The following is a 24,625-nucleotide window of genomic DNA, read 5'->3' as shown; positions in this document are numbered from 1 at the left end:
CAGTACTATCACCGTGTTTTGAAGATTTTACGATTGTGCAGTGGAAACTTCTCTCCCCAAATTTCCGTCCCGTGAGATTGTAGAATAATCGTTTGTTTTTAATTTCTACCAGCATTGAGAATGTTATTTATTTCCAGTCTCCCTCGGCTTGTGAGCCTTTATCTAAATATTTTCCAGGTAATTGGGAGTAACACCCATAGATTTTGCTAGATCATCTGACAGTAATGGGAATAATCTACTCAGTGCATCAATCGCAACAAAGAACAAACACTTAACTAGGTGGGCGGCTATCAGTTATCAGTTTTCTAGCTTGATTGGCAGTCAGAGTTCCCCACCTCTACAGGTGGAAGGTTTCACATGGGGATTTAGACCCAATATGAAACCTGATAACTAATTTAAGTGTGTCTTTATACCAGCTTAAAAATCAAAAAAGGCATCAGAGGTCAAGTTTACGTGGTGACAGTGTGATGATTTACCAATAAGTTGAGATATTGATGGCTCCCATGAACGTGAATTAGGAGAAAGGACTGTGAAATTACACTGGTTACTACCCAGCACTATTGGAACTATCTTCATGCTATCGTCGCCAGCAATGGCAGCGAGACTTGAATCTTGGCGCTTTGATGCCAATCAAAACAGGCTGGAAATTAATACTGTGGGAACAGTTCAACCCCAGGCACAACTAATTTTCAACCCGACTCGGCTGGTAATTGATTTGCCAGGAACTACATTTGGGCGTCCGCAGCTAACCCAACAGGTAGGCGGTGGAATTCGCTCGATCCGTGTTGGGCAGTTTGATACAGAGACAACACGTATAGTCATCGAACTAACTCCTGGTTATACTTTAGACGCCAAACGAGTCCAATTTGTTGGCACAACTGGCGATCGCTGGACGGTGCAATTACCTAAGGCGGAAGTCGATAAAGTTGCCTCATCTCCCAGAAGTGCTTACAGTGTAGTCACCCCAAACTCTGAGCCTCAACCTAATATTTCAAGGGTTGCTACTACTACACGAGGGGCGACTCAACTTGAGAACTTACAAGTAACAGGCGATGGGTTGTTCATTCGCAGCAGTGGTGGTAATCCTCCGATTCAGGTAATTCGGAGCCGCGATCGCGCTAGCATCTTCATGGATATCTCTGACGCATCTTTATCATCACATCTGGCGCAACACAATAATATACCCGTTAACAAATATGGTCTTAGCCGCGTCGAATTTACCTCATTACAAACCCAACCTCCTGGCGTCCGCCTGACTTTACGGGTAGATAAAAATAGCCCAGACTGGCGAGCAACTAATAGTAGCGGCGGTGGTTTGGTAATTCTACCTAGTCGCGTTGTCACATTATCGGAAAGTAATAATTCAAACAACCTACCGGACAATCAGTTACAACCCATTTCCTTACCTCGTAGACCATCTCTCAACAACTCGCCAGCCACAATTGACTCTGTGCAACTGGCTGATAACGGCACACAACTGCTAATTAGAGCCGATCAAACTGTATCTGCCACGGGAACCTGGGATAGAGCCTCTGGTCTGTTTCGCGTCACAATTCCCAATGCTAAATTAGCTAAGAAAGTCACCGGGCCTACCTTTGCTGCCAATAGCCCCATTCTCCGGGTACGTCTGCAACCCCAAAAACCCAACACTGTGATTGTCTTAGTTCAAGCAGCAGCCGGAGTGCAAATTGGGCAACCCAAGCAAATCGGCGACCAGCTTTTGTCTTTACCCATACAAAGCTCTCGGCGAGTTGTCTCCCTCCCTGGAAGACCCCCGTTTGCTTTACCGGGGCTACCACCGCCAAACCGGGGGCCATTCCCAGACCCAAATAATCCCAATCTCCAGCCCCGATTACAACCACAGCGCCGAGTTACCAATGGACGAGTAGTAGTGATTATTGACCCAGGACATGGCGGTAAAGACTCTGGAGCGCTTGGTCTTGGGGGGGCACGCGAAAAGGATGTTATCTTGCCTATTGGTAAGAAACTTGGTCAGATTTTGCAGCAAAATGGCATACAAGTAATTCTGACGCGGGATTCTGACTATTTTGTTACCCTTCCGGGGCGAGTGCAATTAGCAGAGCGAGCTAATGCTGATGTGTTTGTGAGCATCCACGCTAATTCAGCCGGTGCGAGTCGTCCCGATGTTAATGGTTTGGAAGTCTATTATTATGACAGTGGTCTGGATCTAGCTCGGATTGTCCGCAGTAGCATTCTCCAAAGTATTGGTACTCTCAAAGACAGGGGAGTGCGACGAGCCAGATTTTATGTCCTGAGAAAAAGTTCTATGCCCTCCATTCTGGTGGAAACGGGTTATATGACTGGTCGAGAGGATATGGCTAGGCTGAGAACCTCAGCTTACCAAAATCAAATGGCAGAAGCGATCGCTCGTGGTGTCCTTCAGTATCTAAAGAGAAGATAAGTAATTTAGTCCAAACTATTGAGTAAATACATCTAATCTTTACCATTTTTATCCAAGTTTAGTAGTACAACGATTTAAGTATTCTTCCTCCGGGGCAAGAGTAGCTTCAAAGTTATTGTCGTCTGATGGCTTGCAAGTAAACAGATTTTGGATTTTAAATTTTGGATTTTAAATTTTGGATTTGTGTCACTCATAAGGAGTGTTAGCGTAGCGGGACTTAGTTCAGCATGAACCTAAAATCGGCTTTTCTGCAATTGGGAATCTAAAATTTAAAATTCGTAGTCAAATTTATATGGGCTAATGGCATGGCAAAATCAGAGGAGCATGATATATTCTACGCCATTAGCTGGGTCTTAATAACAGCAAAAAACTCAAGTGTGTGCGGTGATGGTGTGAGGATTTGCCAATATGTTCAGATGTTGACGGCTGCCATGAATGTGAATCAGGAGAAAGGACTGTGAAATTACACTGGTTACTATCCAGTACTATTGGAACTATCTTCATGCTATCGTCGCCGGCAATGGCCGCGAAACTGGAATCTTGGCGTTTCGATGCCAATCAAAACAGGCTTGAATTTAATACTTTAGGGAATGTTCAACCCCAAGCACAATTAATTTTTAACCCCACTCGTTTAGTAATTGATTTGCCAGGAACGACATTTGGGCGTCCGCAGCTGACCCAACAGGTAGGCGGTGGAATTCGTTCCATCCGGGTTGGGCAGTTTGACGAACAAACAACGCGCATAGTCGTTGAATTAACTCCTGGCTATACTCTTGACCCCAAGGGAGTGCAATTTGTAGCCACAACTGGCGATCGCTGGACGGTGCAATTACCTACACCAGAAGCCGAAAATCTCCCCTCAAAAAATACTGAGGGACAGCAAGGAGAAGTTATAGCCAGAGAAACTTCACCAAGAACATCTACACCAATATTCTCCCCAAGGAATATTTACAATGTGGTGAGAACTGGCTCTCTGAATCCACCTAACAACAGAATGCTTGTCGCCAGAGTTACTCAAATTGAGAACTTACGGGTAACAGGCGATGGTTTTTTCATCAGTACAAGTGGTGGTAATCCTCAGATTCAAGTAAATCGTAGCAACGATCAAAAAGCAATCAACATCGACATTGCTGGCGCAACTTTATCACCCAATCTAGAGCAGCGAGATTTGTCGATTAATCGCTATGGTGTCAGCCGTATCCAGTTCACCCAACTGCAAACAAGCCCATCTGTTGTTCGCCTGACTTTACAGGTAGATGAAAATAGTCCCAATTGGCGAGCAACTAATAGCAGCGTTGGTGGTTTTGTGGTTCTACCCAATCGTGGGGTTGCCCAGTTGTCTGGAGGTAATAGTCCCCGCCCTATACAACCTGCTAACACCTCAACTGCTACTATTGAGTCTGTGGAACTGGCTAATAATGGTACACAACTGCTGATTAGAGCCAACCAAACTTTATCTGCTACAGGCGGTTGGGATAGAAGCTCTGGTCTGTTCCGCATCACTATTAACAATGCTAAATTAGCTCCCAGAGTCATAGGACCTGCTTTTAATGCTAATAGCCCTATCCTGCGGGTACGCCTGCAACCACAAGAATCCAATACTGTCGTCGTCTTGGTTCAACCAGCAGCCGGTGTGCAAATTGGGGAACTCAACCAGGTTGGCGACCAGCTTTTGGCTTTAGAATTACAACGCTCTAGTAGCAGCATCACACCGCCCATTGCTTTACCTCCCCTGCCATCGCTAAACTCAGGACAATTCCCAAACCCCACAGATAATCCCCGTCCAATTTCCCACCCACGGACACACCCCTCGGTTCCCAGAGGGAAATTGCTAGTAGTTATTGACCCAGGACATGGTGGAAAAGATTCAGGTGCCCCTGGTCTGGGTGGACTTTTAGAAAAGGATGTAATCCTGCCTATTGGTAAAAAGGTCGGAGCAATTTTAGAGCAAAATGGTGTACAAGCGGTACTAACGCGGGATGCTGACTTTTTCGTAGAACTTCAGGGACGGGTAGAGATTGCGAAACGAGTTAACGCGACTTTGTTTGTCAGCATTCACGCTAATTCGGTTGATAATCGCCCTGATGTCAATGGGTTAGAAGTATATTATTATGACAGCGGTTATGCTCTGGCTGAAGTAGTTCGCAATACCATCCTCCAGGACATCGGTACTATTAAAAACCGGGGAACCCGCAAAGCCAGATTCTACGTCCTCAGGAAAAACTCCATACCTTCTATTTTAGTGGAAACAGGCTATATGACTGGTTACGAGGATAATCCTAGATTGGGAACACGAGAGTATCAAAATCGCATGGCAGAAGCGATCGCTCGTGGTATCCTCAAATACTTACACCGCTAATATAGTCCAAATTACTCATTCAAGAGGTGGTATAAAGACCTCTTTTCGGTGCAGAATTTAGTGGTAAATTAGCGAATTATCTGCTAGATTCTGTATTTTATATCCAAAAACCTAAATCAATATCTGCCTGTGTATTCATCTTCCATTTTTCAAGGAAATCTTGACGATTTTGCAGATCAAGAACCCCAACGTGCCCCAATTGGCATCTTTGATAGTGGTGTGGGTGGTCTAACGGTACTGCGACAACTCTATCGGCAACTCCCCAATGAATCTATTATTTACTTTGGCGATACAGCTCGAGTTCCATATGGCATCCGCTCACAAGCAGAAATTATCCAGTTTATGCGTGAAATCCTCACCTGGATGGAAAAGCAGGGTGTGAAAATGGTTGTTATGGCTTGTAATACCAGTTCGGCACTAGCGCTGGAGACAGTAAGTAAGGAATTTTCTCTACCAATCCTTGACATTATCTTACCAGGGGCAAGGGCAGCAGTACAGCAAGGAAGGCGCATTGGTGTGATTGCCACTCCAGCTACGGCTAAGAGTAATGCTTATAAGCACGCTATACTCGAAATTGATCCTAATGTCCAAGTTTGGCAAGTTGGATGTCCAGAGTTTGTGCCACTCATTGAGCAAAACCGCATTCACGACCCTTACACGGCTGAAGTAGCACGAGCCTACCTAGAGCCTTTATTAGAGAAGGAAATTGACACCTTAGTACATGGCTGTACCCATTATCCCCACCTCACACCAGTATTGCGATCGCTCCTCCCCTCTCAAGTCCAGTTAATTGATCCAGCTGTTCATGTTGTGGCAGCTTGTGCCCAAGAGCTAGACTTACTAGGCTTAAGAAATACTCACCCACCACTGCCAACTCGCTTCGCTGTGAGCGGTTGTCCGCAACAGTTTTCCCAGTCAGGATTGCAGTGGCTAGGCTATACCCCAATGGTTGAAGAGGTTTGCTTCACTGATACCGCGATTTCCCAACTCCAATAAAACTAATTTGTCCTTAGTCCTTAGTCCTTAGGAACGTGGATTAAGTAAAATGCAAAACCTCATCCTGTCTCACGATCCCTCTCCAATATATCGGAGAGGGATTGAGGGTGAGGTAAGCCAGGGACATAAATTGTATGTTATTTAATTTTTATTCCTTAGTCCTTTAATCAAAACAAATGACCAAGGACAAATGACAAATGACTATTAACTATTGACTATTAACCGCTTGAGTCGCCTTTGTCCTTACTAATATCTCCTGCTGGTGTTTCCCTTTAGCAGATGAAGGCAAACTTGTAGTAACAGTCTTTGTACCCGTTCGCTTCGCCAGTGCTAATAACAGGTAGACTGTGAACAAATATCCAGACGCTAAAATAAAAATCATCATAGACATACTTCCGTAAATCATTAGTCTTACCAGTACCTTTTCAAACAAATATAAAATTCCATAAAATAAGTAGAATCTCAGCCAACCAAGGGCATTCTTGATAGCTGTAGTTTCCTATGGTAAAATTACCTATAGAGATAAAATTATCTACGGACAAATAATTTATTGTCTAATGCGACTTCTTGCAGACCATAGATCCCACAGCAGTTAGCTTGCCATTTGGCAATCTAAAACTACCATTCTCACCGGTCTACTTGATCTGCTTTTTTTGCTCAAACTGTTGTGACAAGAGCAATGCTTACGCTCAACGTGCGCTAAAGACGTGTAGCGGCTTCCCATAGGGATATCGCATAGCTCCAAACCCGGAGTTTTGCATATCGTAGGAAAAATCCAAGGAATTATTCCCTTAATCTAAGCTACGATTAATTATTTTAGACTTACATCACCAACTTAGTAAAATCAACTAGTAGGTGACTTACTTTTGGGGTGTGAATATCTGAAAAATTTAAAATTCCTATATTTTAGCCTAACACAACGGCCCTAAATTTTAAGCCCACTTTAGTGCTAAATTTCAAATTTTTTGAATAGCTGCACTTCAGTCTTGGAGAAACTTAGTTTTACCCATTACCAAAAAATTAAATTGTATCCATTTTGTCAATAAGTAATATTGCTTAAATTATGTTTTGAACTGTGGCGGGAAACGTGAACTGGGAAACTACTTAAGATAATTTAAGCTTATATTTATTCCCGTATACTGAGAATTCATGTTTTAAATTAGTTTAAAACCTGAGTCTCGAAAAAATAAGCATAATTGCTTATTGACATAATCCCCAGTAACCTTACTTATCACCGATATGCTCATGAATATGGGATTACTTTATGAAAACTTTGCGCTGGCACAGGGTTATCTTAAAATGAGTGTAGGATATGTAAACTTTCGTAACCTAAGTCAGAGTCCGCCCATCCATGACCCCAGCCACCTCCCTGTTTACCCCTGTGGAAGCAGACCTGCGACTACTAGCAGATAACCTAAAACAGCTAGTTGGAAATCGCCACCCCATTTTGTTTGCAGCAGCCGAACATTTATTCGGAGCTGGGGGAAAGCGTATCAGACCAGCAATTGTCCTGCTAATATCGCGGGCAACAATGTTAGAACAAGAGATTACACCGCGTCATCGCCGCCTTGCTGAGATTACAGAAATGATTCACACAGCAAGCTTAGTACATGACGATGTGGTAGATGAATCAGACGTGCGGCGAGGCGTTCCTACCGTTCATAGTTTGTTCGGTAATCGTATTGCCATATTAGCAGGAGATTTTCTCTTTGCCCAATCGTCCTGGTATTTAGCAAACTTAGACAATTTGGAGGTGGTAAAACTCCTCTCAGAAGTGATTATGGATCTGGCTACTGGGGAAATTCAGCAGGGACTGAATCGTTTTGATGCTAGTATCTCTATTGAAACTTACATTGAGAAGAGTTATTACAAAACAGCTTCGTTAATTGCCAACAGTTCTAAAGCTGCTGGGTTGCTCAGTGAAGTCTCACGAGAAACTGTTGAGCATCTGTATAGCTACGGGCGTCATTTTGGTATAGCATTTCAAATTGTTGATGACATTCTAGATTTCACCAGTACAACAGATGCCTTGGGTAAACCAGTGGGGTCGGATCTCAAAAGTGGTAATCTGACTGCACCCGTTTTATTTGCTTTAGTCCAAAAACCAGCTTTGGAAGTGCTGATTGACCGGGAGTTTGCTCAAGAAGGGGATTTAGAGCAAGCACTGGAACTAATTCAAGATAGTCAAGGTATACAGCAGGCGCGAGAGTTAGCTGCTGACCATGCGAAGTTAGCAATTGAACATCTTGCAGTTCTTCCACCCTCAGAATCCCACCAGGCATTGATTAAGATCGCTGAGTACACACTCAGTCGGCTCTATTAAATCAGTTATCAGTTAGAAAGTGGGAATTTAGGTGTAGGGTGTGTTAGGGCTTCCGACTCTACTTCACTGGGAAACTAAAACTTTAAAACTGAAAAATGTTCACTGATAACTGTTTTTTAAGAAATTTTAGGTTTCACCGAGAGTTTAGCTTGTGGTGTGGTGTAAGGGAAAGAAAAAATTTCTTTTTTTCCTGATTTAGAAAACTTTTTTAAAGGAATTTAAGATTTAAAATTTTGGATGTGGGATTGTATCTAAAAAACCCCACATCCAAATTTTTTCTATGCAATATCAGGGGGTATCTGTTTAGGCGATCGCTGTTGTCGCAACTGTTGTTGCATCAGTTTTTCTAGTTCAGATCGCCGAACTTCAAGGGTATGAGTGGTCTTACCCGGCGTTTCCAAAAAAACGATACTATCTACGGGTGACAATGCCACCATTTGAAACAAAATATGGGTTACAGGAACAATTTTAGCTAGCATTTGAGGGTCAAGCCCAGCAGGGGAAATTAGAGAGACATCCTGTATGGTAGGGAAAGCGTAAATCACACGCTTTTCCAATCCTGGATTAGTACGATTGCTCAACGTAGTTAAAACCCAGCTTTCCTCTGAATTTTGGAGAATATAGTATTGGGAGTAACGTAATTTTTGAGCGATCGCTCTAAGGGCAGGAGCAATTGCTGCAATCAGATTTGGTGTTATACCATCGCGGGGTGCATTGTCAATCAGCAATTGAATTTGTGCTTCTAAATCCATAATGACTTGTATACGACTCCTGGGTAATGGCAATAACATCTATCAAAGTGTGAACAATCCCATCAAACTTGGGAATAATAAAATCAGCCACATCCTAAATATCGGATTGGTCTGCGTTTAGCTTATACGTAAAACTCAAAAAGCCAATACCCACAGTCCTACAGGTTGTATTTAAATACTTAGGGTCTTTTGAAAATCGAGACTATGAATTCAGCCGCAACCGCAACTATTCCATCTGCAACTATTCTGGGAGAAAATTCTAAAGGCGTGGAGGTGATCTTTCAACTCCTGTCCCAGGAGTTTCAACAATCAACCAAAGCTTCGGAACAGAATTGCCACGACGTAGCAAGACGTATTACCACCGAAGTATATCGGATTTGTCATGAAAGCAAACGTATCCAAGCTTCTGGGTCTGTAGAAAGCTCGGCGATGACCCTAGCTCGGCATCGGCTACAACAGTGTCTCAGGTACTATCAGTTGGGTTCAAATCGGGGTAGGGTAGAATTACACAGTACTCTGAGTGCAATTATTTATCGATATATTAATCCCCCTCAGAAGCAATTGAGTTATCAAGGGCGACTGACTATAATTGAAGATTTTTTACAGAGTTTTTATCTGGAGGCATTGAACGCTTTCCGGCGAGAAAATCAACTCGGTGCCACTTATCGCCCTCAGACGCTTTTGGAATTGTCCGAGTATATGGCATTTACCGAGCGCTACGGCAAGCGACGCATTCCTTTACCAGGCCGTCAGCAGCAGTTAATTATCCTGCGGGCGCAAACTTTTTCCCAACACCAGCCCCCAGAAACCAGCGTAGATATAGAACAAGCCGCAGAAGGTAGCAATAATGAAGGTGACGGTTCTTGGGAAGAGCCAGCAATTCACCAATTACGCTCCACAATGGCAACGCAAGCCGAACCCGAACCCGAAGAAGACACCTTGCGCTCCGTTGTCGTTACAGAATTGATGAATTATCTCGAACAACGACAACAATCTGACTGCGCTGATTACTTTTCCCTCCGCCTCCAGGATTTATCAGCACAGGAAATTGAGTCGGTTTTAGGTTTAACCCCTCGTCAGAGAGATTATTTGCAGCAGCGCTTTAAGTATCATTTGATTCGATTTGCCTTGTTACACCGTTGGGAATTAGTTCACGAGTGGCTGGAAGCTTCTTTACACACAAATTTGGGCTTAACTCCCCAGCAATGGCAAATATATACCGCACAACTGGACAATAAGCAACGATCTTTATTAGAGTTGAAGCAACAAGGACAAGCCGATGAAAAAATAGCAAAAACTTTAGGGCTGTCAATGGCACAACTTCAAAAACGATGGTTTAAGATTCTTGAGCAAGCTTGGGAAATTCGTAACTCATTAGTATCCGGATCAGGTGCATCTACTCATGAATAGTGACTCAGAATCCTTACAATCCCAGTTTCTCTATTGGTTATTGACAGATAATGTCAGAACTAACGAGCAATCGGTAGAATGTGAGGAAAATGACGGGGTAGAAAACCTCCTCAAGCAAGCTACTGCTTTAAAAAGCAGTCAGCCAAAATTGGGAGGAACGCCCCAGACCCTTCAATTGGGAGAAATTCCTACTGTGCAAGATCGTTTTCAAGCTGTCCTTAAGCGTCGGTTACAAATCCAAGTCCAAGACCATCCACCGTTGTTTCCTTGGGAAACACAATTAATCGACTATCCTGATTTTGTTGATGAGCCGTCAATGACACTCGTTCCTACGTGGGGATGGATGGTACAACAGTCTAAACTGAAGTTGCCGACTCGCTTACCGGAAAGAGTTTTCCAGCAATTGCTAGAACAGTGTCAGGCTTTGGTGACATCTTCAGTGCCTCTGGGGGCAAAATTAGTTCAGGCGGTGGAGAACTTTTTTCCTAACGAGTCTCAAGCGTTAAACGATATAGCTGGATTGGTGCTAAGAAGCACCTATCGATCTGTAAATACTCTGGAGACGATGCCCACTATTCAGAGCGATTACTCAGATTTACAGCCGCGCCAACAGATGGCTTTGTCGTTGCTAGCAGCTAAACAGCTGCTAGAAAATCTGACTCTACCACTTTCAACAACTAGTCCAGTGGTAGAAAGACAATGGCTAACCAGTGTTGGTACTTTGAATATCAGAGTAGAGTACCAGTCTGTAGGTAAACTTACGAGGTTACTTATTCAGGCTGAGTTACCTGTTAAAGGAACTTTGACGCTGCGGGGAAGTGGCACCTTAGCAATGGCAACATCTTCGAGTCCTGGATACTTAACTGTAGAGTTAGGCTGCGAGCAACTTAACCCAACTTATACCCTGGAAGTTGAGTTTCCCGAAATAGACCAACAATCGTTGTTGTTTGTGATTAGTCCCACGATTTAGTTTAAATTACCACCGCTAGCACACTACGTCGATATATATTAAGAAGATTTTCCTGGCTTTGGAGCTTATCTTATTTTTCAACAAGGGGTGATTAGGGCGTCTACGAGAAGCAGTTATTACAAAGACACAGGGACGCAGGGATATGGACACACAAGAACACGGAGAGAGTATTTGATAATTTCTCCGCCTTTTTGCGTCTTCTTCCCTCTCGTGTCTCCCTTGATCGATCATTTTTTATTTGACACAGTAGTAGGGTAGGCAATTACGTCTTCCGTATTGTGTCTGTTGCATCTACATTATTGCTTCGCTTAGACTCAAATGTTTAACTTATCCAGGATGAATCGGTTTTGGCCTCCCTCTGTAGGTAATTTCTGGCGGCGAAATCGGCAGAGGTCGCCTTTAATAGAAGTGGAAGATTCAATTTCCTTGCGGGTGCTGGTGCTAGCGTTGGTTATTTTGGGAATTGTGGCGACGGATATTGCCGCCGAGACTTCATTCAGTTTTTGGGCGTTTCCCCTGAGTGGAGTGGGTGCGATTTGGAGTTATTATCGTCGCCGCGATGCTAATGTTGCAGTTAAATTCTGCATCGCTATCGGAATGTTAGTAGGACTGGGTGCTTTCTTTGGGCGCTTAGTGGGGGAGTTGAATGATACGCGCTTAGGTTTGGCAGAGTTATTAATTCAACTCCAGGTGTTACACAGCTTTGATACACCCCGGCGCAAAGATTTGGGCTATTCGATTGTTATCGGACTGATTTTATTGGGTGTGGCTGGAACCCTAAGTCAGACTTTAGCATTTGCACCTGTGCTGCTGTTATTTTTAGCGATCGCTCTCCCAACTTTAGTTCTAGATTATCGTTCACGCTTGGGTTTGCAGCCATTAAAAACTCAAAAGGAAAAATCCCATCAGCAGAATTATTCAACTCTTAATTTTAAATTTTTAATTCTGAATTTTTTGCTAATTGTCGGTCTGGGTCTGGCAATTTTTGCTATTTTACCCCGATTCCCTGGCTATCAATTACGAACGTTTCCTGTAAGTTCTACTATTCAAGTAAAAGGTAGTTTCACGGGACGTAGTATTATCAATCCCGGTTATGTCCGCCAAGGTAAAGGTAATAATCAAGGCAGTGGTAGCGGTGGTACGGGGCAAAATCAAACTGGTCAACCAGGGAAAGTAGATAATAACTTTTATTACGGTTTTAATAGCCAAATTAACCAAAATCTGCGCGGCGAGATGAAACCTAAAGTTGTAATGCGGGTGCGATCGCAAATTGAGGGTTTTTGGCGAGTGCTAGGATTTGACCGTTATACAGGTAAGGGATGGGAGATTTCCCGGAATGAAGATGTGACGACTATTAAACGATCGCCTTGGTCTTACCAAATTTTTCTTTACCCATCTGTGCTCATTGGTAAAACCCAAGAGGTAGTACAAACTTATACAGTGGTGGAGGATTTGCCTAACCTAATTCCAGCGATGGCTTATCCCAAGGAAGTTTACTTTCCGACAGCACTGATCGCTGTTGATCAAGAAGACGGATTGCGATCGCCTGTAGAATTATCAGAAGGACTTACCTACACAGTAATTTCCGCAGTCCCATACCGCGATCGCACTTTATTAGGTAAAGCTTCGACTAATTATCCAAAACATATTAAAAAGTATTATCTGCAAATTCCTCCCGAAATTGCCGAAAAAGTCCGGCAACAGACTGAAGAAATTCTCGCTAGCTACAAGCAAGACGGAGTTACAAAGTTTTCTAAAAGCCTGGATTCACCCTATGAAAAGGCTCTCTACTTAGCTCAATACCTAAAGCAACACTACTCTGTTCCCCAAAATCCCTTAGAATTTCCTTATTTGAGTGAAAAAGAAGATTTGGTAGAAACTTTTTTGTTTAAGCAAAAAGGAGGCTATCCAGACCACTTCTCTACAGTTCTGACGGTGATGTTGCGTTCCATTGGCATCCCAGCGCGGTTAGTGGCGGGGTTTAGTGCCGGAGAATTTAATCCATTTACAGGGCTGTATGTTGTCCGTAATACCGACGCTTATGCGATGACGGAAGTGTATTTTCCGAAATATGGCTGGTTTCCCTTTGACCCGATTCCCAATCATCCCCTGATTCCGCCATCAGTAGAAGATACTCAGACTTTTAGTGTGTTGCGCCAGTTGTGGCAATGGGTTGCTGGATGGTTGCCTTCTCCAGTGACAGGTTTGTTGAATAATGTATTTGGGACAATATTGAATTGGGTGATTAGAGCGATCGCTTGGTTTTTAGCTTTATTCTCTCAAGGTTGGTTTGGCGTATTGACTGGCTTAATCTTGGCAACTATAGCAGCTTTCTGCGGTTGGCTGGGTTGGGGTCAGTGGCGAGAGTGGCGCAACCGTCGATGGTTAAAGAAATTGCCAGCAATGGAAAGCCTTTATCAACAAATGCTGCAATGGACAACCCAAAAAGGTTTAGGCAAACATCCAGCACAAACACCTTTAGAGTATGCCAGTGTCTCATACCAGCATCATGCCCCAGCAACTGCTGAGGTAATAGATGAGATTAGCCAAGCCTATGTTAGTTGGCGTTATGGTGGTCATACGCCTAACTTGAAGCGACTACGAGAAATCTGGCAACGTATCAAAAAGACTGCTAAGACTGCTAAGTAATTCAATACTTTGTATAAATTACTTACAAAGTTTTCATCGCTTAACAGGCTCAACATCAGCTTAAGATTGTTGTTGAGCTAACAAGCGAGAACAAATGAGAATCAAATCAGGTTGAACACAGGATAAACGTTGCTGTAGAGATTCGGCAAATTATATACTTTCCCGTACTGTTTGCCCATAATGCGAATCCTGAAGCCATGTGGGATGAATAAAGTATTAAGTCAGCAAATTAAAATGTAAAGTACTAGAAAATATTTTTATAAGTTTTTAGCAGGTAACACTGCAATTGCATAATTCCCTATTATTTTAGTATCGCTAGTAACTAAAACCATTTTTTCTATCATTGCTTGTGCTACTAACATTCTATCAAAAGGGTCTTTATGATTATTGTTCATAGGTAAAGACCCTGCCTTAATAGCGTGAGCAATTGTGAGTGATAAAACATTAAACTGACTATAGATTATAGCAGCTAATAAATCATCAGGGCATTCAAAACCTCTTTTCCCTCTTTTTATTTCAATCTCCCAAGCACTAACAGCACTAACAAATACTTCATTTTCAGAATCTGCAATTGCTTCATAAGTTTCAGATAAAAGACATGGATTTTCTTGAAGAAACCATATTACAACGCAAGTATCAAGTAACAATTTCATTCTCAATCCATGCCAAAGTCAGAAACAATATCACTTGATAAATCATTAAAATTATCTGGCATACTTACTTTTCCTTTCCAAAACCCCGAAGGTCTACGGCTTTTTGGTGTAAAAATAGGTTTTTTAATTTCTACTTTTATTTCGCTTACATCAGCAATTTTTATAGTCTTTACACTACCTCGAATACTTGCACCACCAATTTTTGGAACCCCCGGTAGATTTGGAATAGCTTTATAAATATCATCTGGATTTTCTATTAATCCAGATTTTATGACTCCTGATTCTATGACAACTACTTGTACGGATTCACTCCGAGCGTCATTCTGTTCAGTATTCATCAAAGAAACGAAACTTCGATCCTCTGCACTTTTCTTAGAAATAAGATAATCAATTATATTTTTTAAATTCACTAACTCCATTTTGGATAGATTTTCTAAAGTGGATAGAATTTCAGATAGTTTTTGGTTAGTGTACATAATAATACAAGGTAATATTTACAATGTTTTAACTTGTTCAAATTCAAACTTATTACATCACAATTTTTATTTTAATCATTTAATTAGCCTAGAGCCAAAAACACAACAGCTTGCGGAAAGTTCACATTCGCTAAAGTCAGCGTTGAACGTAAATGCGATCGCTTCCACTTCAATCAAAACAAGCGATCGCAATTAGTTAAATACGATATAGGATATTTTGGATAATTCTACCAAACTAGCTGTTATTTTGGATTTCGTCTAACTTGGCACGCACTGCCCGGATATCCTGCCACATCAACCATTTAGGCGCACCTTGTTCCTTGGAAGGGTTACGCAGCAAGTAAGAAGGATGGAAAATTGGCATACATAAACGCCCTTCCCACTGCAACCACTGGCCGCGAATTTTCGTAATCCCTCGCTTATCGCCAGTGATACTTTTGACAGCAGTTGCACCTGTTAACAGAATTATTTTGGGGTCAACTAGGCGAATTTGTTCTAATAAGTAGGGTAGACAAGCCGCCACTTCTACAGGAGTGGGAACTCTATTATCTGGTGGGCGACATTTATTAATATTGGCGATGTATACATCCTGCTCAGTAGTCAGATTCACAGATGCCAGAATTTTCTCCAACAACTGCCCCGATCTGCCCACAAATGGTAAACCCGTTTCATCTTCATTTTGACCAGGCGCTTCCCCTATAACCATAATTGGGGCTTTGAGATTGCCACGTCCGACAACAGCATGAGTCCGAGTGTCTCCCAATGGACAACGGTGACAGCGATCGCAATCCTGTGTCAACTCCGTTATGGTAGGATAAGTTCCCGGAGCGATCGCAATTTTCGCGTCTGTAGGAATCAGTTCTCGTTGATTAAAGGTTGAGTCGTCGAAGAGGCTGAGTTGGGTTTCGCTGCTCATGAAAATCAAGATTTTGGCATTAGTACCAGCTGTCTTATCTGAGTTAAATACTACTCTGGTTGGAGATTTATCAGAATAAATAGACTTTTGCTGAATACTTATTATTTATACAAATCTGATTCTATCAGTTAATTTGAGACAAAATTCAGTCATCATAAAAGCAGTGCCGTCCTAAGATGCTGGGGGAAACCATGTCACATACCCCACTTTTCGCCGATCGCACCCATGCGGGTGAGCAGTTGGCGCGAGTGATTCATGATGTTTTGACTCAGCAAACAATTGATTCTGGCGTAAAGCCAGTACCAATTGTTTATGCTTTACCAAGAGGGGGTGTACCAGTAGCAGCACCAATAGCACGTCTTTTGGATTGTCCGTTGACAATTGTTGTGGCGAAAAAGATTAGCCATCCAGAAAACCCAGAGTTAGCAATTGGTGCAGTCACGACTTCCGGGAATGTTCTTTGGACTGATCAAAAGCTATTTCGGTCTAAACATGATGCGGGGAAGCGGGAAGTAGCTTTAAATAAAGCGATAAACCTTGCTAAGTCTCTTGAGGCTCAATTAATTTCTGCTTGTCCGGAGGTGAATGCCGAGAATGGTACGCTGATCTTAGTTGATGATGGCATTGCTACAGGTATGACAATAGCGGTAGCGGCAACTGCCATGAAAGCGCTTTCTCCAGCAGCAGTTTGGCTATGTACTCCAGTAGCGCCACCAAAATTGCTACCTTGGTTAGAACAGTGGGGCGATCGCACAATTGTCTTGAAAACACCGGAACCCTTTTGGAGTGTGAGTAATTTTTACGCCCAATTTCCCCAAGTAGATACATTAGAAGTTCTCAGATATCTCCAACAACAAAAGATAATGGGGGGAATTGATCTGTGCGAGGAATTTTGAATTTTAAATTCAGAACTAGCCCTTTCAAGGTGACTCGTAAAATCTCTTTTTTTCTCTCTGCGCTACGGACACTTTGCTCAAGTCGGGAAATGCGCCCATGCAAGTGTAGAAGAAAAACTGATAACTATAAGAGATGTTTCTTGCTAGCATTGCCAGTAGCCATCTTTTAACGCTCGTTCAACGATCATTTGAATGTATGTACTTTTAGCATTAGTATACGCTTCAATGTCATTTGTGAACTTGAGAGCGAGTTCTCGTTTTAGGCATCCATATCTTTGCGCTTCATTGGGATGTTTAAGAAGATAGTCTCGGAATAATCGGTGGCGTTGGAGTGCCTCACTATCGCGCGGGCAGACATAAAGATGGTGGCGTGGCTTGTTTGGTGGCCAAACATAGGCTTCCCGCCCTCTAATGCCTTTATCACCTTCATACACATACCCTAGAGTAGCGAGTCGCTCACTCACCTTTGGGATCTGGGCAGATGCGTCTACAACCACGTCCATATCGATGATTGGCTTTGCCGGGAGTCCAGGCACAGAGGTGCTGCCTACGTGTTCAATGGCCAATGCCAAGTCACCAAGAACCTCGGCCACGGAAACCCGTAGTTCCTCGAAGAGAATTGGCCAGTGGGTATCGTAGTCAAAGATGATGATTTGCTCAGGCAAGAGATTTCACTCCCTCATAACATTATGTAACAACATTCAAGACCTGAGCCAATTTACACTATGCATTAGTCACATCTTTTTTAATAAAAGAGAGAAAAGCTAGGAAGCGAATACAGCATAGGTTTGGAGAATTAAGGCGTAATAGTCAGAAGTTGAGATTAGCCGATCTAGCTCAAAGACTTGACTTGTCCATCACATCAAGTTTAACTATTTGGAGATGTTCCCTGTTGGTATTGCATAGCTTTGGCATAATCACCCAAGGCGTAGCAAGCGACTTTCAGACTGGCGAGAGCTTGTTCTTCACTGCGACGGTCTTTGATATGCCTAGCTAACAGCAAACGTTCTTCATAATATGTAATTGCTTTGCTATAGTCACCCAAAGCTTCACAAGCAACTCCTAAACTACCTAAAGACTGTTCTTCGCCACGCTTGTCTTGAATTTCTTTGGCTAATTGCAAGCGATCTTCATAATACTTAATGGCTTTAGCATAATCACCTAAGGCATAACAAGCATTTCCGAGATTCTTTAGCACCTGAGAAGCACTGCGAACATTTTTTAAGGAGCGTGATATTACTACACACTGCTCATAATAGGCGATCGCTTTTGGGTAATTGTCCAAACCATACCAAGCATTACCCAAATTCTTGAGTACCTGTTCCTCGCCCCAATTATCTTTGAGTTCCCGCACAATTTCTAGGCTTTGCTGCTGATACTCAATTGCCTGTGTAAAGTTGCCTGAAGCTTTATACACCAATCCCAAATTATTCAGTGCTGCCACTTGACTGCGTTTGTCTTGTAGTTGCTGCGTTATTTTCAAACATTTTTCTAGAAACTCAATTGCTTTTTGATGGTCATTCAGATGACGGTATGCATTGCCTAAATGGGAAAGTGCTTGCATTTGCACTGCTAAATCTGAGGTATCTTCGCTCAAAGACAGACACTGTTGGGAGTAGGAGATAGTACCTTTGTAGTCTCCAGCGCTGTAAGTTACCAATCCTAAAAAAGAAAGTACCTGTGCTTGTTTTGGTAAATCCCCAACTGCCTGAAACAGCTCCAAGGATTGTTGTAAAGACTTCATCGCCACGATTAATTCACCAGCTTGCTGCTGTTGAATTCCTTGACGTAGTAGCTTGGAGGCTTCTGATAAATGGTCGTCACTTTCTTGTGGAGGTAGTATTTCTACTTGCGAACCAGAGTCAAATTCATGGGTAATTGTATTACGCTTCACTGGTTTTAAAAATATTATGGGTAATTGCAGGGGAACTGTATTTTTCGAGATGTTATTCCATTCGCCTTTAGATATCAACTCCTTCGTGTTAAGTCGAGAACACCAATTCAGTAATCCTGGAAGAACCTCTCCCCCAACCCCTCTCGGTTTCGGAGAGGGAAGCTAAACTCCCCCAACGCTGGTAGGGAAGAGGGGGCTAGGGGGTTAAGTTTTTGATGACTGAATCGATGCTCTAGTGGTAAATCTAGTGTTCCCAAAACCAGAATGTATCTTTCATCAGGCTGGTTTACCACAGCGTAGGTTTAGCAGGGGTTAGTGGCTTATTAAGGCATTCCTCATTATGCTAACTTGCGTTCATTCACTTCAGAATGAGGTTTGGTTGAGAGAATACTTAAATTAGGCGGTAGCTTTAAACTACCATAATTGCCTGAGAAAATGCTGAGAATCACCTAAAATTTATCAAGGAATAAATTTATGAAAATCATGGCTTAGTTTCAGATAGACTTCAGTCCTAACAGAGATAGTTTGGATATTCGGGATAACTCAAACATCAAGAGTAAGACAATCGCTTTTACTTTTATTATTCAAAAGTTGTGTTATAAACGAAGGCGTTATTTTATTGCCACGTAGATGCGATCGCACTGAAGCGATCGCAGTAGCAAAAGTCTGATAGAGTCTTCTACAAGAAGCTATCTTCTGGACTCCAACAGCTTTGATGAATCTGCCTGTAGCTTAGTTTCCTCTGATCAATCAATACAAAAAGAACTATCCAAAGGATAAAAGAAGACTATGAACTGGAAAACACTTTCTTTAATTGCTGGTCTGATTTTAACTACCAGTCTCACTGCTTGCTCTGGCACTCCTGAAACCAACAATCAAGTTGCTCCTGAAGCCACTCCTGCGATGAGCAAAGATAAAGCCGGCGATGCAATGAGTAAAGACAAAGCCGGCGATGCAATGAGTAAAGACAAAGCCGGCGATGCGATGAGTAAAGATAAAGCCGGTGGTGCGATGAGTAAAGACAAAGCCGGTGGTGCTATGGGCAAAGATAAAGCCGGTGGTGCGATGAGTAAAGACAAAGCCGGCGATGCTATGAAGCAATCACCCGCTTCCACCAAGCCCTAGCCACAACTAGCTTTGCATCTCACTTTTCTTCTACTGAGTACTAGGGATTGGTTAACCAGGAAAATCCTGATTCCAATCTCTATACTTTGGCGCTTTCACCTCAACAGCAGAAATTTTGATGAATCACAACCTGCTTCGCCGGCGTCAGTTACTTTTTTACCTTGGGTTAGGGGTTGTCGGAATCGGTGCAGCCACAACATTTCCCAACTTCAGAAAAGTGAATGCCCCTTCTATCTCTTCTACAAATCGTAACAATACGCAAGGTTCGGAAGCTATTGCAGCGAAACCTCCGGCAGGCAAGAGTTTGCCAGAGTTTCAGGGTATCAGTCAGTGGCTTAATTCTACACCTTTGTCGATCGCTGACCTCAAAGGCAGTGTTGTTCTGATCCAGTTTTGGACTTTTGCTTGTATTAATTGCCAGCGTACCCTGCCCTACATCACTAGATGGCATCGGCAGTATGAGTCGCAGGGACTCAAGGTAATTGGCATCCACACACCAGAGTTTGCCTTTGAGCGAGATCCAAACAACATAAAAAAGGCATTACGACAACACAAAATTACTTATCCGGTTCCGGTTGATAACGAATATAAAACTTGGAAGGCCTACGACAATCAATATTGGCCTCATATGTTTTTGGCTGACCGTCAGGGCTTGTTGCAATATGACCATATTGGTGAAGGGGAATATGAAAAAATAGAGCAAACTATCCGCCAGCTATTGGGTTAGAAGGATTATGAGCGAATTTTAGATTTTGGATTTTGGATTTTGGATTAGAAGATTCAAAACTCTCAAATCTAAAAAGGTTTCAGCAGCCCTCTCTATTTTAACTATCGAAAAATACCAAATCTCTAACCAGAGCCAATGTTTTAAGGCATGGGGTCAATCTAAATAGGAAGTTACGGAATAACGAACCGCAGAGGCACTGAGGGCACAGAGAAATCAGAGTTTGAGAGATATTTTGCGTAAGTCCTACTAAAATCCAAAATCCAAAATTGTGTGACTACTTCTACTTTATCAATCAGTCTGGCGTTATTGGGGGGAGTTCTGAATGTGCTTTCACCCTGTGTTTTACCTATTTTGCCTGTGCTATTGGGTCGATCGCTCCAATCGCATACTTACGGACCAGTAGCACTGTTAGGGGGATTAATCGCTGGTTTTGCACTGGCAGGTAGTTTACTAGGTGTAACAGCAAGCTGGTTTACAGGCTTGGCTAATTTATTACGGAATGGTGCGATCGCAGTCCTTTTATTTTTGGGATTACTGGCAATTTTTCCCACCTGGAGTTACCGAATATTTACTTATATTCCAATTGGCAAGTGGGCTAAAAATACTCCACGAATCGGACTCATGGGAGAGTTTTGGCTTGGGACTCAGTTGGGGCTTTTATGGACTCCCTGTGCTGGTCCGGTTTTGGGGGGAATTTTAGTACTAGCAGCAGTTAATCATCAAGTCGCAGGTGCATTTTGGCTACTGGTTGCCTATGGAATCGGAGCAGGTTTGCCTCTGTTGGCGATCGCCTACGGTGGGCGAGTACTCAGCAAACGAATCCTCAATCTCCGCTCCCATAGTGCAATGTTGCAGCGAATTGGTGGCGTTGCGATCGTGTCCACAGCAATTGCTATTCTTTTGGGTTGGGATGTGCAGATACAACTTTGGCTGGCTCCGTTCTTTCCCACTCAATCTCTGTGAGATGTGCCAATTTTAGATTTTTGGATTAGAAGACCCAATCTGAAACTCTAACTGGGAACAATATAAAAATCTAAAATCCAAAATCCAAAATCCAAAATTGGTATGACTTCATCAAAACGCAAAGTTCGCTCAACACCAAGTCAAACTTTTCTATCAAAGACCTTTCACTGGATTAATATCATCAGTCTCATCTTGATGATCGCTAGCGGACTGCAAATCTATAATGCTAATCCGGTATTTGGAGGGCGTGGAGGTTGGAATTTTCCTGACTTTCTGTTGCTAGGAGGTTGGCTAGGGGGTGGTAGAAACTGGCATTTTGCTGCAATGTGGCTGTTTTCGCTCAACTTACTTTGGTATGGAGTTTATATCTTTGTAACTCGTCGTTGGCAGCGTCGATTTGCCGATGGCGGTGACTTAAAAGCATTGCAAGTCAGCCAGAACCCCAAGCGCAAGAATTACGCATGGCATCGGGTAGTTTATACTGCGATCATTCCAGTGCTGCTGCTGGCAATCATGAGTGGTCTGGCGATGTACAAACCGGCTCAACTGCATTGGATTTCCGGGCTGTTTGGTAGTTGGCAAACTCTACGCACTGTTCACTTTATCACCGTTCCCACTGTCATACTGTTTACAATTGCTCACTCCTTACTTGCCCTGAAGGTAGGAAGCATCCGTCTAGTTAAATCTATGTTCGTGTAGAGGTAGTTATGAGTCTGATTCTTCCCAAACGCACCCTATCTCGTCGTCGGTTACTGCAAGTGTCTGGACTTTCAGGGGTAGGCTTTCTTTTAGATGGCTGTGGGACAAGTTTGTTCTCAAATAATGTGCGGCAAATATCTGAGCCACTAAATCAACGTCTGCAAGCACTGCTATTATCTCAAAAACCTATACCAGAATTTCCTGTCAGTGCCATAGAAGCAGATAAATTGCTGATTAATACCTTTGACTTCACTCCGCAAATTGATCCGGCGCAGTTTCGCCTGAAGATTGATGGTGAGGTTAGTAACGCGATGCAATTGAGCATGGCAGATATTCAAAAACTTCCCTTGACTTCAATGGTAATTCGGCATATCTGTGTTGAAGGCTGGGCTGCGATCGTTCAATGGGGAGGCGTGCGATTGCGAGACTTAGTAGCGCTGGTACAGCCGAAGTCAAATGTCCGCTATGTCTATTTTAAATCTGCTGATGGTTACTATGAAAGCTGGGATCTTGCCTCGGCTGTACATCCTCAAACTCTCATGGCTTATCAAAAGAATGGACAACCTTTATCGGCTGATAATGGTGCGCCCATACGCCTAGCATCCCCAATTAAACTGGGCTACAAGCAAAGCAAGTGGGTGACTCAAATTACATTCGTCAGTAATTTGTTACCGATTAAAGGCTATTGGGAGGATCAAGGCTATGAGTGGTTTGGAGGACTATAGTCACCGAAACAGTGCTGAGTGCCCAGGAACGAGTGCTGAGTAAAAAAGTAATAAAAGACTCAGCACAGAAGGTCTGAGAGCAACTATTTAAAAGTCATGGAAAAAGAAATAAATATTTATTTCGAGCGGAAAGTGCCATCAAGTTATAATACGTCCAAGTTTTCAATCCCCTAGATTTATCTCTCTTGGTTACTCAGCACTCAGCACTCAGCACTCCTGAACCCGCTTGCATTCCTTCTTTTGTTTGTTCGCGTTAATTCCCCACTCTATAGAGGGATGGTGAATTAGGCGGATTAGTTAAAAATCGTTGGATAAGCGAGAAAAATCAGACACCCAATATCTGAAACTGTTTATCCAAAATCGATTTTGACGAGCTAACTCAGATACTGGGTGTTAGTCCACAAAGCACGGAAAAGTACTAGCATGACTACAGAGAAACTAACAACTTTGCCATCATCCCCAGCCCAGACGGAATTAGAATTCATAGATTCTCCCGGTTGTTACTCAACAAGTCTGCACGATTCGGATGTACCGGAAGTAGACTTGTTTAGTCCACTGACAATTCGAGATATCACCCTGCCCGATCGCATAGCGATGTCACCAATGTGTCAATACTCGGCAGAGAATGGATTCGCAAACGATTGGCACTTTGTCCATTTGGGGAGTCGGGCTGTTGGAGGTACTCGCCTGATTGTAGTGGAAGCGACAGCCGTGACACCCCAAGGACGAATTACCCCCGGCGACCTTGGTCTTTGGGACGATATGCACATTGAGCCACTAGCTCGGATTGTGCGCTTCCTTGGCCAACAGGGAGCGATCGCCGGGATTCAATTAGCCCATGCTGGCCGGAAGGCGAGCTGCAATCTTCCCTGGCTGGGTGGTACACCACTGACACCTGAACAAGGCGGTTGGACTGTAGTCGGGCCAAGCCCAATTCCGTTTCAAGAGGGCGGCCCCGTTCCCATACCCCTGGATGAGGATGGGATTGAAGAGGTGATTCAAGCCTTCGTTGCCACAGCCGGGCGTGCCGTTCAAGCGGGCTTTCAGATTATCGAAATCCACTCAGCTCATGGATACCTACTGCATTCCTTTCTTTCGCCGCTAAGTAATCAACGAACAGATCGTTACGGAGGTTCGTTGGAAAACCGAATGCGTTTATTGCTGGAGGTGGTAAAAAGAATGCGAGATATTCTGCCAAGTGGGATGCCGCTTTTTGTGCGTCTTTCTGCTACCGACTGGGTAGAGGGAGGTTGGGATCTCAAGCAATCAGTTATATTGTCTGGCGAACTAAAGCTATTAGGCGTTGATTTGATCGATGTTTCCACAGGAGGCTTAGTCCCTCATGCCAGGATTCCCGTGCAGACAGGTTATCAGGTGCCTTTTGCTGCCAAAATCCGAGAGGAGGCTGGGATTAGGACAGGGGCTGTGGGGATGATAACTGAGGCTGAGTATGCCAATCAAATAATTACTCGTGGGTGTGCAGATTTGGTTCTCATTGGTCGAGAAATGCTCCGCGATCCATATTGGTCGATTCGTGCCCGTTGCCAATTGGATGAGGAAACGAACTGGCCTTTGCCCTACGGGTATGCAGTTAAAAAACAGAGACGGGGGAATTGAAGAAGAATTCAGAAGTCAGAATTCAGGAGTCAGAATCAATCAGTCGGGGATTC

General features: G+C 43.2%; 21 protein-coding genes. 14 read left to right on the top strand and 7 right to left on the bottom strand.

What is annotated here, in order from left to right; all coding sequences use genetic code 11:
- Window positions 1–529 precede the first annotated feature (529 nt).
- The 3 genes from V7K31_RS20820 to murI all read left to right on the top strand — a co-directional run bounded on the left by V7K31_RS20820 (window position 530) and on the right by murI (window position 5,777).
- Window positions 530–2,422 carry an N-acetylmuramoyl-L-alanine amidase gene (locus V7K31_RS20820; protein ID WP_335096555.1) on the top strand — a complete coding sequence of 631 codons (1,893 nt, stop codon included), beginning with the start codon at window positions 530–532 and terminating at the stop codon, window positions 2,420–2,422.
- A gap of 457 nt (window positions 2,423–2,879) precedes the next feature.
- Window positions 2,880–4,781, top strand: coding sequence for an N-acetylmuramoyl-L-alanine amidase (locus V7K31_RS20815; RefSeq protein WP_335096553.1), 1,902 nt, complete (start codon window positions 2,880–2,882; stop codon window positions 4,779–4,781).
- Window positions 4,782–4,910: 129 nt separating this feature from the next.
- Window positions 4,911–5,777, top strand: coding sequence for a glutamate racemase (gene murI, locus V7K31_RS20810; RefSeq protein WP_335096552.1), 867 nt, complete (start codon window positions 4,911–4,913; stop codon window positions 5,775–5,777).
- Window positions 5,778–5,985: 208 nt separating this feature from the next.
- On the opposite strand, the gene V7K31_RS20805 is transcribed toward murI, so the two are convergent.
- Window positions 5,986–6,183 carry a hypothetical protein gene (locus tag V7K31_RS20805; protein ID WP_335096550.1) on the bottom strand — a complete coding sequence of 66 codons (198 nt, stop codon included), beginning with the start codon at window positions 6,181–6,183 and terminating at the stop codon, window positions 5,986–5,988.
- Window positions 6,184–7,128: 945 nt separating this feature from the next.
- Between V7K31_RS20805 and sds the strand changes: the two genes are divergently transcribed.
- A complete protein-coding gene (sds, locus tag V7K31_RS20800) occupies window positions 7,129–8,100 on the top strand; it encodes a solanesyl diphosphate synthase (protein WP_335096549.1) in 972 nt (323 codons plus the stop codon).
- Between the two features lie 278 nt (window positions 8,101–8,378).
- On the opposite strand, the gene V7K31_RS20795 is transcribed toward sds, so the two are convergent.
- The gene (locus V7K31_RS20795) at window positions 8,379–8,852 is read right to left on the bottom strand and encodes a hypothetical protein (RefSeq protein ID WP_335096547.1); all 474 of its coding nucleotides are present in this window, start codon (window positions 8,850–8,852) and stop codon (window positions 8,379–8,381) included.
- Window positions 8,853–9,056: 204 nt separating this feature from the next.
- Here V7K31_RS20795 and hetZ point away from each other — a divergent pair, with 204 nt between their 5' ends.
- The 3 genes from hetZ to V7K31_RS20780 all read left to right on the top strand — a co-directional run bounded on the left by hetZ (window position 9,057) and on the right by V7K31_RS20780 (window position 13,881).
- Window positions 9,057–10,262: a heterocyst differentiation protein HetZ gene (gene hetZ, locus V7K31_RS20790; protein ID WP_335096546.1), complete on the top strand. Its 1,206-nt coding sequence runs from the start codon at window positions 9,057–9,059 to the stop codon at window positions 10,260–10,262.
- On the top strand, window positions 10,255–11,232 hold the full coding sequence (locus tag V7K31_RS20785; protein WP_335096545.1) for a PatU: 978 nt from the start codon (window positions 10,255–10,257) through the stop codon (window positions 11,230–11,232). Before hetZ ends, V7K31_RS20785 begins: the two co-directional genes overlap by 8 nt.
- Window positions 11,233–11,568: 336 nt before the next feature.
- Window positions 11,569–13,881: a transglutaminase TgpA family protein gene (locus V7K31_RS20780; protein WP_442941337.1), complete on the top strand. Its 2,313-nt coding sequence runs from the start codon at window positions 11,569–11,571 to the stop codon at window positions 13,879–13,881.
- 257 nt (window positions 13,882–14,138) lie between these two features.
- On the opposite strand, the gene V7K31_RS20775 is transcribed toward V7K31_RS20780, so the two are convergent.
- From V7K31_RS20775 to V7K31_RS20765, 3 genes are all read right to left on the bottom strand, one after another.
- Window positions 14,139–14,534 (bottom strand): type II toxin-antitoxin system VapC family toxin, encoded by a 396-nt coding sequence (locus tag V7K31_RS20775; protein ID WP_196524707.1) that lies wholly within the window; start codon window positions 14,532–14,534, stop codon window positions 14,139–14,141.
- A 2-nt stretch (window positions 14,535–14,536) separates the two neighbouring features.
- Window positions 14,537–15,010 carry a hypothetical protein gene (locus V7K31_RS20770; RefSeq protein ID WP_335096543.1) on the bottom strand — a complete coding sequence of 158 codons (474 nt, stop codon included), beginning with the start codon at window positions 15,008–15,010 and terminating at the stop codon, window positions 14,537–14,539.
- Window positions 15,011–15,245: 235 nt separating this feature from the next.
- A complete protein-coding gene (locus V7K31_RS20765; protein ID WP_335096541.1) occupies window positions 15,246–15,926 on the bottom strand; it encodes a uracil-DNA glycosylase in 681 nt (226 codons plus the stop codon).
- Between the two features lie 191 nt (window positions 15,927–16,117).
- Between V7K31_RS20765 and V7K31_RS20760 the strand changes: the two genes are divergently transcribed.
- On the top strand, window positions 16,118–16,822 hold the full coding sequence (locus tag V7K31_RS20760) for a phosphoribosyltransferase (protein ID WP_335096540.1): 705 nt from the start codon (window positions 16,118–16,120) through the stop codon (window positions 16,820–16,822).
- Window positions 16,823–16,965: 143 nt separating this feature from the next.
- On the opposite strand, the gene V7K31_RS20755 is transcribed toward V7K31_RS20760, so the two are convergent.
- Complete coding sequence (locus tag V7K31_RS20755) at window positions 16,966–17,487, bottom strand: GrpB family protein (protein WP_335096539.1); 522 nt, start codon at window positions 17,485–17,487, stop codon at window positions 16,966–16,968.
- Window positions 17,488–17,690: 203 nt separating this feature from the next.
- Window positions 17,691–18,791 carry a tetratricopeptide repeat protein gene (locus tag V7K31_RS20750; RefSeq protein ID WP_335096643.1) on the bottom strand — a complete coding sequence of 367 codons (1,101 nt, stop codon included), beginning with the start codon at window positions 18,789–18,791 and terminating at the stop codon, window positions 17,691–17,693.
- Window positions 18,792–19,505: 714 nt separating this feature from the next.
- On the opposite strand from V7K31_RS20750, the gene V7K31_RS20745 reads away from it, so the two are divergent.
- From V7K31_RS20745 to V7K31_RS20720, 6 genes are all read left to right on the top strand, one after another.
- Window positions 19,506–19,841, top strand: coding sequence for a hypothetical protein (locus V7K31_RS20745; RefSeq protein ID WP_335096538.1), 336 nt, complete (start codon window positions 19,506–19,508; stop codon window positions 19,839–19,841).
- A gap of 118 nt (window positions 19,842–19,959) precedes the next feature.
- Window positions 19,960–20,568, top strand: coding sequence for a thioredoxin family protein (locus V7K31_RS20740; RefSeq protein ID WP_335096536.1), 609 nt, complete (start codon window positions 19,960–19,962; stop codon window positions 20,566–20,568).
- Between the two features lie 270 nt (window positions 20,569–20,838).
- Window positions 20,839–21,531, top strand: a complete 693-nt coding sequence (locus V7K31_RS20735; protein WP_335096534.1) for a cytochrome c biogenesis CcdA family protein — start codon at window positions 20,839–20,841, stop codon at window positions 21,529–21,531.
- Window positions 21,532–21,633: 102 nt separating this feature from the next.
- The gene (locus V7K31_RS20730; protein ID WP_335096533.1) at window positions 21,634–22,230 is read left to right on the top strand and encodes a cytochrome b/b6 domain-containing protein; all 597 of its coding nucleotides are present in this window, start codon (window positions 21,634–21,636) and stop codon (window positions 22,228–22,230) included.
- A gap of 8 nt (window positions 22,231–22,238) precedes the next feature.
- Window positions 22,239–22,955, top strand: a complete 717-nt coding sequence (locus V7K31_RS20725) for a molybdopterin-dependent oxidoreductase (protein ID WP_335096532.1) — start codon at window positions 22,239–22,241, stop codon at window positions 22,953–22,955.
- A 423-nt stretch (window positions 22,956–23,378) separates the two neighbouring features.
- Window positions 23,379–24,572: an NADH:flavin oxidoreductase/NADH oxidase gene (locus tag V7K31_RS20720; protein WP_335096531.1), complete on the top strand. Its 1,194-nt coding sequence runs from the start codon at window positions 23,379–23,381 to the stop codon at window positions 24,570–24,572.
- Window positions 24,573–24,625: the final 53 nt, after the last annotated feature.

It is taken from the genome of Nostoc sp. (assembly GCF_036917675.1).
Lineage (GTDB): Bacteria > Cyanobacteriota > Cyanobacteriia > Cyanobacteriales > Nostocaceae > Nostoc.
This window is presented reverse-complemented; position numbering and strand designations above follow the sequence as displayed.